This is a genomic window from Thiohalocapsa sp. (assembly GCF_022340605.1).
GTDB lineage: Bacteria > Pseudomonadota > Gammaproteobacteria > Chromatiales > Chromatiaceae > Thiohalocapsa.
On record NZ_JAJDNQ010000112.1, the window covers coordinates 32,566 to 47,084 of the forward strand.

General features: G+C 65.6%; 10 protein-coding genes. 2 read left to right on the forward strand and 8 right to left on the reverse strand.

Going from position 1 to position 14,519, the window contains the following annotated elements:
- Nucleotides 1–157 precede the first annotated feature (157 nt).
- Nucleotides 158–418, forward strand: coding sequence for a ribbon-helix-helix protein, CopG family (locus tag LJE69_RS14580; protein WP_296926329.1), 261 nt, complete (start codon nt 158–160; stop codon nt 416–418).
- Nucleotides 415–828 carry a PIN domain-containing protein gene (locus LJE69_RS14585; protein WP_296926331.1) on the forward strand — a complete coding sequence of 138 codons (414 nt, stop codon included), beginning with the start codon at nt 415–417 and terminating at the stop codon, nt 826–828. Before LJE69_RS14580 ends, LJE69_RS14585 begins: the two co-directional genes overlap by 4 nt.
- 341 nt (nt 829–1,169) lie before the next feature.
- Here the strand turns inward: LJE69_RS14585 and LJE69_RS14590 are convergent, their stop codons facing one another.
- The 8 genes from LJE69_RS14590 to LJE69_RS14625 all read right to left on the reverse strand — a co-directional run.
- Nucleotides 1,170–4,322 (reverse strand): efflux RND transporter permease subunit, encoded by a 3,153-nt coding sequence (locus LJE69_RS14590; RefSeq protein WP_296926333.1) that lies wholly within the window; start codon nt 4,320–4,322, stop codon nt 1,170–1,172.
- Nucleotides 4,323–4,376: 54 nt separating this feature from the next.
- The gene (locus LJE69_RS14595; RefSeq protein ID WP_296926336.1) at nt 4,377–5,681 is read right to left on the reverse strand and encodes an efflux RND transporter periplasmic adaptor subunit; all 1,305 of its coding nucleotides are present in this window, start codon (nt 5,679–5,681) and stop codon (nt 4,377–4,379) included.
- A gap of 614 nt (nt 5,682–6,295) precedes the next feature.
- Nucleotides 6,296–6,907 carry a DedA family protein gene (locus tag LJE69_RS14600; RefSeq protein ID WP_296926338.1) on the reverse strand — a complete coding sequence of 204 codons (612 nt, stop codon included), beginning with the start codon at nt 6,905–6,907 and terminating at the stop codon, nt 6,296–6,298.
- A 411-nt stretch (nt 6,908–7,318) separates the two neighbouring features.
- Complete coding sequence (locus tag LJE69_RS14605) at nt 7,319–7,951, reverse strand: DedA family protein (RefSeq protein ID WP_296926340.1); 633 nt, start codon at nt 7,949–7,951, stop codon at nt 7,319–7,321.
- 47 nt (nt 7,952–7,998) lie between these two features.
- Complete coding sequence (locus LJE69_RS14610; protein WP_296926342.1) at nt 7,999–9,894, reverse strand: mechanosensitive ion channel family protein; 1,896 nt, start codon at nt 9,892–9,894, stop codon at nt 7,999–8,001.
- Nucleotides 9,895–10,016: 122 nt separating this feature from the next.
- A complete protein-coding gene (locus LJE69_RS14615; RefSeq protein ID WP_296926354.1) occupies nt 10,017–12,494 on the reverse strand; it encodes a fatty acid cis/trans isomerase in 2,478 nt (825 codons plus the stop codon).
- A 210-nt stretch (nt 12,495–12,704) separates the two neighbouring features.
- On the reverse strand, nt 12,705–13,691 hold the full coding sequence (locus LJE69_RS14620) for a polyphosphate kinase 2 family protein (protein WP_367114686.1): 987 nt from the start codon (nt 13,689–13,691) through the stop codon (nt 12,705–12,707).
- Nucleotides 13,692–13,710: 19 nt separating this feature from the next.
- Nucleotides 13,711–14,519, reverse strand: an 809-nt coding sequence (locus LJE69_RS14625; RefSeq protein ID WP_296926346.1) for a carbohydrate porin, incomplete at its 5' end; no start/stop codon positions are given.

Below are 14,519 nucleotides of genomic sequence, written 5' to 3' on the forward strand. Positions count from 1 at the left end.
CAGCGAGTGGCAGTGGCGCCAGGGTCACGTGGCCCCAGCGTCTTGCCATCGCACAGTTTGTTGCATTGCAAGACCTGAACAACCCCATCGGCACGGTTGCATTTGTGCGCGGGTCGTCATACGGTTTGACAGACATCCTGAAGCCGAGGTCATCCCCATGCGCATCAACGCCAGACTCGATGACGAACAGTCGCGCAAGCTCGAGTACCTGCGCACGGTGACGGGCAGGACGGTCTCCGACCTGATCAAGGAGGCGTTGGAGCACTACTATGCCGAGGTCACGGCGAAGCCGGTGCGAGCGGTGGAGGTGCTGCGTCGCACCGGGTTGATCGGCTGCGCCGAGGGCGACCCGGACCTGTCGTCTGACTACAAGCGGCATCTGGCCGACTCTCTCGCGGCCAAACACGGTCGGGGATGATCATCGCCGACACGGGGTTTTGGGTTGCGCTCGCCAATCGCCGCGATCGACATCATGCCCGCGCGGTCGACCGGCTGACCCGTGCCGATGAGGGCCTGATCAGCACCTGGCCCGTGGCCGCCGAGTGCTGTCATCTGCTGCTGACGCGCCTTGGTGTCCATGCCCAGAACACCTTCGTTGCGAGTCTGCGCCAAGGGGCCTGCGAGCTGTTTGCCATCGACATCGGCCACCTGACTCAGGTCGAGTCGCTGATGACCCGATACGCGAACCTGCCGATGGACCTGGCCGATGCATCGCTGGTGATCCTCGCCGAACACTTGGGCCACGGACGCATCCTGTCCACCGACGAGCGCGACTTTCAGACCTATCGCTGGAAGCGGCATCAGCCGTTCGAGAACCTGCTGACGTGATGCGGGCGCGACGGTCCATATGCGCGGCTTCGGCGGCGGCGAAGAACCGGATCGACGCGCGCGGGTAATCGACGACCAGGTTCTTGAAGTTCTGGTCGTGGCTCATGGAAATCCTTGCGTATCGGCGCGAGTTCGGGGGCGAGGAGAGTCCCGTTCGGCCGGCGGGACGCCGGCCTTCCCAGTGGCCGGCGAGACGCCGGCGCTCCCAGTGGCCGGCGAGACGCCGGCGCTCCCAGTGGCCGGCGTGACGCCGGCGCTCCCAGTGGCCGGCGAGACGCCGGCGCTCCCAGTGGCCGGCGTGACGCCGGCGCTCCCTCCCGGACGCGGGCGCCCACGGGCGGCTAGTCGGCGGGGTGGGCGGCGGTGTGCTTGGGCTTGCCGCCGAGCCAGGCGTTGACCTTCTCGCGGACGCCCTGGACGACGTAATAGGTGACGGGGATGAGCACGATGCCGACGACGGTGGCGGCGAGCATGCCGCCGAAGACGGCGGTGCCGAGGGCGACGCGGGAGCCGGCGCCGGCGCCGCTGGCCACCACCAGCGGGAAGATGCCGAGCAGGAAGGAGAGCGCGGTCATCATGACGGCGCGAAAGCGCAGCCGCGCGGCCTTGACGGCGGCGTCGTAGATGCTGAGGCCCTCGGTCTCGCGTTGCTCTTTGGCGAACTCGACGATGAGGATGGCGTTCTTGGCGGCGAGGCCGATGAGCATGACCAGGCCGATCTGGGTGTAGAGGTTGACGTCGAGCCCCACCCCGCCGGTGGCGGCGAGCGCGCCGGCCACGGCCACCGGCACCGCCAGCAGCACCGCGAACGGAATCGACCAGCTCTCGTACTGGGCCACCAGGAACAGGTACACGAACAAAAGCGCCAGAGCGAAGATGATGGGCGCCTGCCCCGCCGCCTGGATCTCCTGGAAGCTCATGCCCGTCCACTCGTAGCCGAAGCCGGACGGCAGGCTCTGCTTGGCGGTGTCTTGCATGGCGGCGATGGCCTGCCCGGAGCTGTAGCCGGGCGCGGCGCCGCCGGAGATGTCCGCGGAGCGAAACAGGTTGTAGCGGGAGATGATCTGCGGGCCGGTCTTGGTCTCCACCTTCGCCAGCGTGGACAGCGGCACCATGTCGCCGTTCTTGCTGCGCACATAGAGCCGGGTGATGTCGCTCGGCTGGTTGCGGAAGTCCCCCTCGGCCTGGGCCAGGACCCGCCAGGTGCGGCCGAACTTGTTGAAGTCGTTGATGTAGACCGAGCCGAGCTGCGCCTGGAGGGTCTGGAACAGCTCGCTCATGGGCACCTGCAGGGCCTGCACCTTGTCGCGGTTGATGTCCAGATACAGCATGGGCACGTCGGCGCGGAAGGTGCTGTAGGCGGAGCCGATGGCCGGGTGCTCGTTGGCGGCGACGATGAAGCCGCGCATCACCGAGGCCAGCTCCTCGATGGAGCCGCCGGTGTAGTCCTGCAGCACGAACGAGAACCCGCCCGAGTTGCCGAGCCCGGGGATGGCCGGCGGCACGAAGGGGATGATATTGGCGTCCGGCGTCTCGGCGGCGATGCGCCGCGCCTGGCCGACGATGGCGCCGAGGCTGGTCTGCGGCGTCTCGCGCTCGCTCCAGGGCGCCAGTATCGGGATCACGAAGGCGCTGTTGGAGCCGAAGGCGCCGTTCAGCATGGAATAGCCGGCCACCGAGATGACATTGGTGACGCCCGGGATCTCCAGCAGTTGCTGCTCCAGCCGGCCCAGCGCGGTCTCGGTGCGGGTCAGCGACGCGGCGTCCGGGAGCTGAAGCTCGACGAAGAAGAAGCCCTGGTCCTCCTCCGGCAGGAAGCCGGACGGCAGGCTCGTGAACATCCAGACCGTCACGCCGATGAGCCCTAAGTACATGACGGCGATGAGCACGGCGCGGCGCAGCGTGGTCTTCACCGCCGTGGTGTAGCCGCCGGTGAGCCGGCCGAAGAAGACGTTGAACCAGTTGAGCCACTTGAGCGGCTTCTGCCCCGGCTTCAGCAGCACCGAGCACAGCGCCGGACTCAGCGTCAGGGCGTTGACGGAGCTGATGGCGACGGCGACGGAGATGGTCACCGCGAACTGCTGGTAGAGCTGGCCGGTGATGCCGGGCATGAAGCCCACGGGCACGAACACCGCCAGCAGCACCAGCGTGGTGGCGATGATGGCGCCGCCCACCTGGTCCATCGCCTTGGCGGTGGCGGCCTTGGGGTCGAGCCCCTCCTCGCTCATCAGCCGCTGCACGTTCTCCACGACGATGATGGCGTCGTCGACGACGATGCCGATGGCCAGGATCAGCGCGAACAGCACGATAGTGTTCAGCGTGAAGCCGAAGGCCGCCAGCAGCGCGAAGGTGCCGATCAGCGACACCGGGATGGCAATGCCGGGGATCAGGGTCGAGCGCCAGTCGCCCAGGAACACGAACACCACCAGCACCACCAGCAGCACCGCCACGTACAGGGTGACGACCACCTCGTCGATGGACGCCTGAATGAAGTTGGTGGTGTCGTAGAGCACGGCGTAGTCCATGCCCTGCGGAAAGCGCTCGGAGAGCTCCGCGAGCCTGGCCTTGACGGCGTTCGCGGTGGCCAGCGCGTTGGCGTCCGGTGTTTGGTAGATCGCCAACACCACCGAAGGCCGCCCGTCCAGCCGGCCGGCGGCGGAGTAAGCCTGGGCGCCGAGCTCCACCCGGGCGACGTCCTTGACGCGGATCGCCGAGCCGTCCGGCTCCATGCGGATGACGATGTTGCCGAACTCCTCGGGGTCCTTGAGCCGGCCCTTGGTGGTGACCGTGTACTGAAACTGCTGGTCGGTGGGTGCCGGCGGCGCGCCGATCTGCCCCGCCGGCACCTGCACGTTCTGATCCGCCACCGCGCGCTGGATGTCGCCGACGCTGACGCCGAGGGCGGTCATGCGGTCGGGCTTCAGCCAGAAGCGCATGCCGTAGTCCATGACGCCGATGATCTCCGCCTTGCCGACGCCGTCCACGCGCCCGAGCGGGTCCTTGACGTTGATGGTGGCGTAGTTGTTCAGATAGAGCGCGTCGTAACTCTCGTCCGGCGAGTAGAGGTTGGCGATCAGCAGCATGTTGGACGAGCGCTTCTCGGTCTTCACGCCCTGGCGGCGGACCTCCTCCGGCAGCTTCGGCTCCGCCTGCGCGACCCGGTTCTGCACCTTCACCTGGGCCATGTCGGCATCGGTGCCGATGTCGAAGGTGACGGTGAGGCTGTAGCGGCCGTCGTTGTCGGACTTGCTCGACATGTAGAGCATGCCCTCGACGCCGTTGATCTCCTGCTCGATGGGCGCGGCGACCGTCTGCTCGACGACGTCCGCGCTGGCGCCCGGATACTGGGCGCTGACGCTCACCGTTGGCGGCGTGATGTCCGGGAACTGCGCCACCGGCAGCCCCACGAGCGCCAAGAGCCCGGCCAGCGTGATGACGATGGAGATGACGAAGGCGAACTTCGGGCGGGTGATGAAGAACTTGGAGATCGGCATCGGGTGGCTCTCCGGGCGGATGGGCGGGGCACGGGCGTTGTCTGTAAACGCCGTCTAGTCGGCCGCGTCCTCACGCGCCTGCCCGCCACCCGATAGGTCTTTGGCGGGTCCTTCGGTTATCGCTTCCGCAACCGGCGCATCGGCTCCGGCCGTATCGGATGCCACCGGTCCCGCCTCGGCTCCAGCCTGAGCGGAGCCGCCGGCCGGGCCGGACGCCTCGGCGCTGTTCTGCATCGGGTTCGCCGGCGGTGCGGTCAGCTCCGGCTTCACGGTGATGCCGGGGCGCACCTTTTGGATGCCGTACAAAATGATCCGCTCGCCGGGCGCGAGCCCCTCCTTCACCACGAGGTCCGGCCCGAAGCGCTGGCCCGTGACGATGCGGCGCGACTCGACCTTGTCCTGGTCGTTCACCAGCAGCACGTAGGCGCCGCCCTGGTCCGTCAGAATCGCCGCCTGCGGGATCACCACGGCGTCGATGGCATCCTCGCGCTCGATCACCACGGTGACGAACTGGCCGGGCAGCAGCAGCCGGTCCGGGTTCGGGAACTCGGCGCGCACCAGCACGGTGCCGGTCTTCTGATCCACCTTGTTATCGATGTAGTCGAAGCTGCCCTTGTGATCGTAGAGGCTACCGTCGGAGAGCCGCAGCAGCGGCACGAAGGTCGCCTGCTCCGCGTCGCCGGTGCGGCGCTGGTGCTCGCGCGCATCCTTCATGATGTCCAGGTACATGGTCTCCGCGACGGAAAAGGTCACCTGGATGGGGTCCATGCGGTTGATGGTGGCGAGCACGCCGGAGTCCGGCCCGATCAGGTTGCCGACGTCCAGCGCCGCCGCGTCGATGCGCCCGGCGATCGGGGCCTTGATCTCGGTGTAGTCGACGTTGAGCTTCGCCTTCTCGATGTCCGCCTTGGCGGTGTCCACCGAGGCCTCCTGCACCAGGACCTCCGCCTGGGCCTCATCCACCTTCTGCTGGCTCACGTTGCGGGACTTGGCCAGCTCGCGGTAGCGATCCAGGTCCACCCGGGCACGGTTCAGCGATGCCTCGGCGGCACCCAGGACCGCCTCCTTCTGTGCCAGCGTGGCGCGGTACTCGTCCGGCTCGATCCTGAACAGCACCTGGCCCTGCTGAACCGTTCCGCCCTCCGCGAACCCGAGCCCCTCCAGGAAGCCCGTCACCCGCGCCCGCAGCGCCACCGACTCCGCCGCACGGGTCTTGCCGACGAACTCGATGAAGGGATTGACCTTCTCCTCGCCCACCGCGATCACGCCCACGGCCGGTGGCTCGGGTGCCGGCCCGGCGCCCTGCTCGCCTTCGCAGCCGGCCAGGGCCGACGCCAGCAAGCAAGTCGCCGTGAGCATGGCCAAGCCGCCGCTGGACAGGCCCACACACGGCCAATAAGCCCGCACGCGGGCTGCCGCAGACTGCCGGGACGGGCGAGCTGACATCTGTTGACTCCTACGCATGGACTTCGCTGCTTGGCCAAACGGACACGACGGGGCTGCGCGGGATACGAACAGGCAGACGCCTGGTAGCACCATGGCACGCCCCAGCGGCACCCGCCAGCCAAAACAAGCGCGATGGTAGCATCAAGCGTTGTCTGATCGCCCGGTGCGCACACGGACACGAGCTTGACCATTGCTCAAACCCGCGCCTGGCCCTAATCATTATTGCGCCCAGTGCCTTGCCCCGTGGGAGCGGCGTCCCCGCCGCGACTGGACGCCCGTAGCGCAAAGGACGGCGCTCCCACGCGCGTCCCCCCGGGCAAGTACTCGGTGTAGCAGCTCTTGTGGGAGCGGCACTCTTGGTGCCGCGACCGGCGCCAAGGCAACATGCAACGCCCCCGGTAACCACCAAGCAGCAGCCAGTCGCGCGGCCGTCGTCGCGCCACAAAAGACAGTGGCGCTCCCACGCCCGCGCGCCTAGAGCAGCGCGGCAATTCTTGACCGCGGCACGTCGCTTGCGGCGGCGTCAATCAACGGGGGCCGCGGCCGCGCGAGCGGATATAGAGCACCACCAGCACGATAATCAACAGCGGGGTCAGAATCCCGGCAAAGAGCGCCAGGTGATGCCAGATGAACGGCAGCGCGTCGGTGCTCAGGCCGAATTTATACGCCAGCGTCGCCCAGAGCCCGACCCAGAGCGCGGCCCCGATCGCATTGGCGATCGCGAACACCAGCCAGTGCATGCCGGTGGTACCGGCGACGAGGCCGTTCAGTTGGCGCAGCACCACGACGAACCGGGCGAACACCACCATCAGCGGGCCCCACTTCTCGGCCGCCGCCTCCACGCGCTGAAGGTTTTCCTCGGTGGCGCCCCAGCGCGCACCGTAGCGCAGAATCACGGGGCGGCCGAAGGTACGGCCAATGAGATAGCCGAGGTTGTCCCCCAGCACCGCTGCGAAAAAGGCTGTCACCACCACGGCATAGATGTTGAGCTTGCCGGCCGCAGCGGCGGCGGACGCCGCCAGGATCGCGGTCTCCCCGGGCAGCGGCGCACCCACGGACTCCAGGAACACCGATACGAACAGCGCCGGTATGCCGTATTGCGTGACCAATACGGCGAGATGGTGCAGGAATTCCGGCAATTGCATGTCCTCTTTGAAACAATGGGGATCTTCCGCGCCACCCGCAGGGTGAAGCGAGACCCCGCCTCAGACCGACAACGGCACGAGGCGGCGCATGCCGCGTCGATCGTCTCCCGGCATGCAACAAGGGCCGAGGGCCAAGAGCCGAGGGGCCGAGGCTCAAGACGCGACCCCACAGCTCCGATCGACTGCCGCTCACGCCCTTGGCACTTTCTGATCGGTGCGGCGCCGCACACAAACTTTGACGCATGTGCAAAAATCTCGGCCCTCCACGCAATCTAGTGGGCGGCAGCCGAAATTCCACGCCACCGGTCGGCGAGCGCTGACCGGCCGATGACCGCGCTGCGATTCCCGGGATCACCCCAGCGAGTTGGGCAAACGCCGAACGCTTCGATACCCTCTCGGCACGCATCAATCCGCGGCCGCGGCTTGTCGGCTGCGGCCGGCCCGCTGCCCACGCACATGGATCGTCACCAGCACCGCAATCAGCATCAGCGTCAGAATCGCTGCAATGATCGCGAGATGATGCCAAATGAACGGCAACGCCTCGGTGGTCAGGCCGAAGCGGTAGGCCAGCGTCGACCACAGCCCGACCCACAGCGTGGCCCCGAGCACATCGGCAGCGAAGAAGACCGGCCAGCTCATGCCGCTGGTGCCGGCGACGATGCCGTTCAGTTGGCGCAACACGATGACAAAGCGGGCGCCCATCACCATCAACGGACCCCGCTCGTGCGCGATGTCCTCCGCGCGCGCCAGGTGTTCCTCCGTGATGCCGAAGCGCGCGCCGTGGCGCAGCACCGCCGCCCTGCCGAGCTTGCGCCCGATCCAGTAGCCCGTGTTGTCACCGACGATTGCCCCGACGACCGCCGCCAGTACGACCGCGTGGATCTTGAGCTCGCCCGCCGCGGCGGCGGCGCCGCCGAGCAGGAGCGCCGTTTCCCCCGGCAGCGGGGCGCCCAGCGCCTCCATGGCAATGGAGAGGAACAAGGCAGGAACGCCGAAATATTCAACCAGTCCGGCGAGGTGGTGCATGAACTCGGGCATTGGCGTGTCCTCGGTGCAGTTGGGTTGCAGGTTTGGCGATTCTCCGGTCAATCCTTGGCCGGAGTCGTGCCCGCATCGCCGCGCAGATAGACCGTCCGGCTCGGAAAAGCGATGCTCAGACCGTTGCCCTCGACGATATCACAGCAGCGGAAAATGACGTCCTGCTTCACCTTCAGCCACTCTTCCCAATCGACGCTCTTGGAGAAGCAGTAGACCATGATATTGATGGAGCTCTCCCCCAGCGTGTCCAGATATACCAGCAGTGTTCGCATCACACCGGCACTGTCCATGGCATTGGCGATTCTGGTCAACTGCTTCTTGGTAAATTGCGAGGCATCGGTGGTGCGATCGGCAATGGCCGGGTGCTCGGCCAGCATGGCGCGAATGTCATCGACCGTCTTGCGGACCATCTTCATATCGCTGCCGTACTCCACCCCGACGGTAAACAGGATGCGCCGCCCGAGTTTGCGACGGCTCCAGTTGCGCACGGCCACCTCGGCGAGCTGGCCATTGGGTATGAAGACAACAGCATTGTCGAAGGTACGGATCTTGGTGCTGCGCAGGCCCACATCGATGACCGTACCATCGGCGTCGGCAGTGACGATCCAGTCACCCTGGCGGAACATGTCATCGACGATGATGGAGATGCAACCGAATACGTTCGCAATGGTCTCCTTGGCCGCGAAGGCAATGGCCAAGCCACCGATACCGAGTGATGCCAGCAGTGTCGTGATGTCATAGCCCAGGTCGTGCAACATGTACAACGCCGTGACGATGATCACGGCGAAGCGCGCCAGATTGGATAAGAAGTTGACCAACTCACCGCGCAGATTTGGGTAGTGCTCGTGCAATTTTTCCGAATACACCATCACCGCATTGTCGATGAGCCGCAGCACGGCCCAGACGACCACGAGCACCACCAGGATGCCCAGCACCGTGAGCAGCCCGATGTACGGCTCCCGAAACATCAGGACGCGACCGGCCATGCCCAGCGCAACCAAGAACAAGAACACCCGCACTGGCGTATCGAAGGCCTTCCGCAGCAGGCGGGTCAGGCGCTGAGCCGCAGCGGGGCTCTTTTTCAAATGGGTCAGCAAGCGGCCGACGCCCTTCACCAGCAGTGGCCAGACCAGCAGTCCAACGGCCAGAATGGCGAAAAACACCAGCCCAGCACCGACGACCTGGCCGAGGCTCAGGCGGCGTGACGGAAATAGCGCCGCGTTGAGGTCTGCGATGGCCGGCAGTGCATTCACCGCATGCACGAGCGCGCCGACGCCGAGCCAACGCAGCAACGGGTCGCCGCTTGCGGCCCTGATGACGAAGTCCTCCAGCGCCCCAATCATCGTGTTATAGGCGTCCGCGCGTTGCTTGTACGTCGCATAAGCGACGGCCAGTTCAGCATCGGCGGGGCTGCGCTTGGATGCCGGCAGGGTCTCGATGCGGGCGACTGCCTGCTCGAACGGGGCGCGGTCGAAGGCGGTGCGCCGGCGAAATTCCGCGAACGACCGCTCGAACGCGGAGGCGGGAGCGAACGCTGACCACTGCCGCCACAGCGTATCGAGCAAGTGGGCAAAGGCCGCGTCCAGCACCGCGGTGTTGAGCTTCAGGACCGCTAGCGCTTCCGTATCGCCGCTGGGATCGCGCCGGGCAAGCTGCGCTTCTCGGCGCAAGGCACTCAAGGTCGCGGCCGATGCGTCCGGAACCAGGTCCGTCGTGTCGCCGGCGAAGACGCGCCCAGTCAATTGCTCCAGCAACAGGTGGCGCTGGAGCTCCAGGCGCTGGCGTTGCTTGGAGTCCTGGTTCGCCGCGATGCGGCCGTCGAGTTGCGTCAGAGCGATGAGCTCCGGCGCCCCGCCCCCCCTGTTGCCGCTGAGGTTCTCGGCGCAGATCTGGCTCTCCGCCGCCGCTTGTGTCGACGCGAGCAGACACAGCGCGAGGCCCAACGCCCGACCCACTGCTGGTCCCAGTGCTGGTCCCACCGCTGGCCCCAGTGCTGGTCCCAGCGATCGTCCCCACGCGCTTGCCAGCGCTCGTCCCAGCGTCGGCAGCGATGCACAGCGGTAACTCATTCCGGCACGTCGTAATAGCTCAGGTCCAGATACCCGGCCTCGCTCTGCCGGTGCTGGAAATTCCAGTCGTTGATCCAGTCATAGAACGGCCAGAGCCGCGCGCTGTTGCGCAGGATGCCATAGCGCGCCTTGAACTGCTCCCAGTCGGCGGCACTGCCGACCTTGCGCAAGGCGTCCAGGAAAGGCGCTGCTTGCGCCATGTCCAAGTGCACAAAGAGATTGGGAAAGCCGTTAATGATGGTCGGATAGACACTCAAGGAATACAGGTCCGGCAGCGCTTGGCCATCCTGGAAGATCAGCGTGTATTGGGACTTGTAGACACGGTTGACGACAAACGAATAGACCCGGGATGCGTTTGCATCATCCAGCCTGAGCACGATCACGCTCGGCAGGAAGCGGGTGAATGGCTGGCCCTGGGTGACAGTGAGGGTCGACACAGCGCGCTCCCAATCCGCGAAGGTGCTGATCGGCGCGGCCAGGTCGACCGCCGGCTTGATGTCAGGGTTGAGGCGATCCGGCGGCCCCGCGATCTTCCCGCTGAACTGCCCTTCCACGGCTTTGATCAGCCCGTTCAGGGCCTCCTCCGGGTTGACGGCAGCGTCGGGCTGCGGCGATTCGCCCGCGTCGAAAGGCACCAGCAGCAACCCCAGCCTCCCGACGCCTTGGGTCCAGGTCTTGCGAATCGGCTCGCGATCGGCGGCCGGCAGAAGCGTCAGAAAGTTGTCTTGGAATTCCTGGCGCAGGAAGTTGAAGAACAGCAGCGTTTGCAGCTTGGATAGATCGCCGCCCCAATACTCGAAGCTGGCGACGGTGTCGTAGTACATCCGTTCGAACCCGCTGTAGGTCATCAGCCAGAGCGTGCGGGGCGTACCCCCTTGGCGCCCCAGCACAACCGAGACATTGGTGTTGTGCCGCATGACCGTGAGCCAGGCATTCGGGTTATTCCCGTCGCCGTCCCAAATCGCGTCGACGGACCAGCCGCGCGGACGCAGCTTGGCCAGCGCCTTGTCGTACGCATCCACGTAGGCGGCGTCAGCGAACACCGAGCGGTCCATCATGGTGTTCCAGGTGGCGAGCCCCAGCGCCGGGTTCTGCACCGAGACATCGTCCTCCGGGCGGACGAAGAAGACCCAGAAATGATCCTTGACGGCATAGGTCGCGGTCTGGCCGTTGCAGACCGGGCCATAGATGATGCCGGAAGCGACCGCCTCGGCGTTCTCCAGCAGGAAGCGATACCGCGCCTCCGCCGGAATCGCGCGGAAGATGCTGAACGGGTTGCCGATGCCCCAAGGCGGGTCGAGCGGCGCCGACGCGGACCAGTGCGCGCCGGGTCCGTCTGGCCCGAAGAAGAGCTGCTCTAGATGATCCGCGTCCGAGTGCTCGAGCCGCCACAGGAAGAGATTTTTCTGCATCGGCGCCTGCGTCAGCTTGCTCAACCGATACCAGAAGCGATTGACCCCGGCATAGGCGTAGGGATCTTCGTAAGGCAGGCCGGTGCCGATGATGTCCACCGGCTCGCCCGGTGGCGTGGTCGACCGCACCAGGCGGAAGCGCTCGCCCGGGCTCTCTTCGAGCACGATGGTGGCCAGATAGAAATGGTCGAAGATGTAGCGCGACACCAGTTGATGGCGCGGGTCCGGGTCGTTGAAAAACGCCTCCCAGTGCGCGACCTCCTCCGGCCGGGCGAGCTCGGCGGCCGCGCGGAGTTCCTCGTCCGTGGGCCCCGGAGCACCAGCCGCGATCCAGCGCTTCAGGACATTGAAATCCCCGGCGGCGATGGCGGGCAGCCCAAAGGGCATCCCCATTGCTGGATTCGCCGCAAGCTGCGCCGCGGCGGCGTATGGCGTGGCAGGGCAACCATAGGCGAACCGCTTCGCGTAGACCGGCACCAGCGCATCGCGCGAGAAGCCCGGACGGTTGTAGGCGCTGCCGGCCTCTAAAAACCGGTACATCAGCGATCCGTCGAGAAGATCCTCGGACGCCACGGCGGAAGTCTCCCGCCGAGAAGCATGGCCGGAACCCTCCTCCGACAACACCGAAAAGAATCCGATCTCGCGCCATTGCTCCAGCGTCTTAGCCGCATCCATGTCGGTGCGCGGATAGGGACCGAAGTGGTTGGCGTAGGGGTTCATGCCGAAGGCGCCGCGCTCGGCGCCCCGATAGGAGTCGAGCTTGACATTGCACGGCGAGCCCAGGCATCCGTGACAGGCGATGCAACGGCGATTGAAGATCGGCTGGACGTCCCGCTGATAGCCGACTTCGGCCTCGTCCGTCGCCGGACTGGCGTGCGGGGTGCCGGCTCCGGACGACGGGCAAAGGTTGCACAGGACCAACGCCGAAAGGATCGCCAGCATGCGAGGGAAACCGCCGAGTCGCATAGGAATCTCCGTGACGGATACAAAGGACCGGGCTCGGTGGGGCGAAGACGCCTGGTGAGATGGGGTGCGGATTATCCTGCGACGAGGGTCACCCATGCCCACCCGAGCGCGAGTGTGATCAACGCCACCGGAACGCCAGAGCGCGTGAACTCACGCAACGAGATGTTCAGCCCGCGCTGGCTCGCCGCGTCCACGACGATAATGTTGGCAAACTGGGTCCGGAGTGGATCCGCAATGAGCCCGAACGATCCCCGCGGCCAACCGGGGCGACTCGGGATGGACGGTCCGACGGCGGGACGACCCAGTTCAGGACTTCTTCTTGTCCTTATGCTTCTTCGCCTTCTTGCCGTGCTGCGACTCGGCTTCCCGCTCTGCCGACGATGCATCCGCCCCATCGGCAGCCGCCCCGCCCTCCTCGAGGGCCTCGGCGGCATGATACTTCGCACGCATAGCCGCAATATCGACCCGCGCGGGCGGCATTTTCATCCCCAGGGAATCCAGCGTCTCCACGAGTATCTGAGACACCGCGAGATTCCGGAACCACTTGTGGTTGGCAGGTATCACGTACCAGGGGGCGTGCTCCGTGCTGCACTTCTCGAGGACGTCTTCGAACGCGGCCTGGTACTGGTCCCAATAGGCACGCTCGCTGTAATCGGACTCGCTGATCTTCCAATGGCGCCCGGGATCATCCAGGCGCTGCTTGAATCGCGCAAGCTGCTCTTCCGCATCGATGTGCAAGAAGAACTTGACGACGTGTGTGCCGTTCTCGGTCAGGAACTGCTCGAAATCGTTGATCTCGTCGTAGCGTTTGGACCATACCTTTTTCGGGACCAGATCATGGACCCGCACCACCAGCACGTCTTCATAGTGGGAGCGGTTGAAGATGGTCACCTGCCCCTTCGCCGGCGTGACACGATGGATACGCCAAAGATAATCGTGCGCGAGCTCCTCGGCGGAAGGCGCCTTGAAGGCGTGTACCGCGCAGCCCTGCGGGTTCATCGCGCTGATCACGTGATTCACCACGCCATCCTTGCCGCCGGCATCCATGGCCTGTAGCACGATCAGCAGTGAACGCTGGTCCTCCGCATACATCAGGTACTGGAGCTCCGCCAGCCGCCGGCTGTTTTGCTCCAGCTCCGATTGGGCCGACTCGCGATCCTCGTGACGGTCCTTGAAGCCCGCATCGATGTCGGCGAGCTTCACCTTGCTGCCGGGCTCCACGCGAAATCTCTTGCTATATTTCATGGCGTTGGCACTCGTACTGGCCGGCAACGGGTCGCTCTGGCCAGGCATCCGGTGGATTAACAATGCATCAGAACATGAACGTGGCCCGCAGCGACAGCGCCCAGGCGTCGTCGCGGCCGGGAGCCAGCGCCGGGTCCCGAATATACTGCACATCCGGCGTCAGCAGCAGACCGTTGAAGAAGGTCCAGTTCCAGTACAGCTCCGCGATCTTCTCGCTGCGCGCGCCCGGCGGGTTCGTGGGTGCGTCGGCCGCGCCGCTGTAACCGAGGGCGAGCCCGATCTGGTCCGTCTTGCTCCGCCCGAGCGGATTGTTCATCACTGCGCCGAGGGCATAGGACGCGCGTATCGGCGTCGTGAAGCCCCAGGCGCCGTTGGCCCTGCCGAAAACCGCCCAAGTATCGTTCAAATTCTGCACCGCGTTGACCGACCAGCCTGTGCTGGCGGGCTGTAGCGGCACGGTAGGCACATCGTAGTAGGTGAACGAGTATTGTGCGGTACCAAGCCCGCGAAGCTTCGGCGTCCACTGCATGTACCCGAACCAGGCGAGATTCCGCTCATCGAAACCCTTGCTGGAAAGATTCGCGCCGGTGATATCCGTGGCATTCTGAAAGCCGGTGGCGAGCTGGACCCTGCTGGTGACGTTGATCTGCGCATAGGCGCCGAGGCCGGCGATGGGATAGGTGGACGTCCCGTTCTGTGCAAACACGTAGTTGCTGAAGTTCTGCTGCTGGTCGGCCAGATACTGGTTGCCGTCGAAGTTGTAGAAGGGATACTGACCAACCGACAACAGCAGCTTGTTGCCCGGGAAGGCATGGGTATACGTGAGCTGATTGAACGAATCTTCGCCGCTACCGGGAAAATCGTTGATCGGAGTGA